This is a genomic window from Mesorhizobium sp. M7A.F.Ca.ET.027.02.1.1, from assembly GCF_004022985.1.
In the GTDB taxonomy this organism is placed as follows: Bacteria; Pseudomonadota; Alphaproteobacteria; order Rhizobiales; family Rhizobiaceae; genus Mesorhizobium.
On sequence record NZ_RZOL01000749.1, the window covers coordinates 1 to 1,332 of the forward strand.

At 57.7% G+C, this 1,332-nt stretch carries 1 protein-coding gene; it reads right to left on the minus strand.

The features are described 5' to 3' along the window. Nucleotides 1-110: 110 nt before the first annotated feature. A complete protein-coding gene (locus EN749_RS35845) occupies nucleotides 111-368 on the minus strand; it encodes a hypothetical protein (RefSeq protein WP_128364943.1) in 258 nt (85 codons plus the stop codon). Nucleotides 369-1,332: the final 964 nt, after the last annotated feature.

Here is a 1,332-nt window from a genome sequence, read left to right on the forward strand (position 1 = left end):
AATCTACATGGCATCGTCCAGAAAGGCGGCGAAGCCGAATTCCTTGCCGTTGTCGACATAGAGCGAGTGCGGCATGCCTCACGCTTCGATCATAGCCGCGAAGACCTCGACTACGTCGCGATTTTGCACGCCGCCGCGCTTTCGAAAAAGATCAGCCCGATCCAGAGGCGCTGCGTCGCCCAGTCTATGAATCCGATCAGCCCAGCAGGCGCGACTGTGCCGTCAGGCCGCATACCGGCGATAGTTCGGCGGATGCGCGGCCGGCGATCATCATAGGCCTTATGGTCGCGCTTAAACTGGTGGACGTTCCGGAAGTGGAGTTCCACCGAGACGAGTTCGGTTGGGATAGAACAAGCGCGCTCCAGCACGTTAGCATCGTCGGGACGGAAGCCCAAGGCCCGAGTCTGTCGATCAGGAACTTCTCGGCTTCTTGCAGGGTGTGGCCCCACGACATGCCGCCTTTGAGCAGGCCGCGGATTTCCTGGTTTAGGTCCTCCGCGATTTTCGCCCTGATGGGGGCGTCGAACGGAACCAGCTTGTCGCTTCTTGCCCTTGTCCTTCTATCGATTGTCGGGAGCCCGCGAGCGCGCCCAGTGTCGGCTATCGCGCGATAGCGAATGGAAGAAAAGTAGAACCTACGTGCACAGGATCTGCCGCGAGTTAACTGGTTGAAATGAAGCCACAATCGCTCCAACCCATTAGCGAGCGAATGCTATTGTCGGGGAGAGGGAGAACGATCCGCCCTCTAAATTGGTGACCCTCAATACTGCAGCAATCGCAGCCATGCCCGAAGCGTAAGTGATCCCTCCCTGTCCCGTCGAACAGCTTGTTGACCGAGATGGAGTCGGGATGGGCAATTCGCTCGCTCGTAGCCATGACACAAGACGTGAACATCGGATAACCGCACGACCCTCGTCTGCAACAGTGTTTCGGCTTCCCCGCTGCTTGGAAGACCAGGAGCGGGTGTGGTGCTCGGCAAGCGTCGCCATGCAGCTTGGTATAAACGTGGGTTGTGCGACAATCAGGTTTTTTGCGGTTTACCGCTGTCTTGGATGTTTCTAATCGTGTCTGCAGTCGAAAGCAGGTAATACCCATGTCGAGAAACCTGACGCCAAAAGTTCGTCCGGGGAGGCCTCTGAGGGGCGTCTTGGTCGCAGAAAGTCAGACGCGGCGCATCTTAGCCGTGATCGAGCGACGCGTTTCGAATATTGACGGAAGGCCGCCACCATTGCGGCGACCGCCAACTCATCTTTTCAGGGGATTTGGAATTGGCGTCGCGCCGGATGGGGAGACTTTCGTCGATCCGCTCGTGACGTATGGCGACCTTTGAAT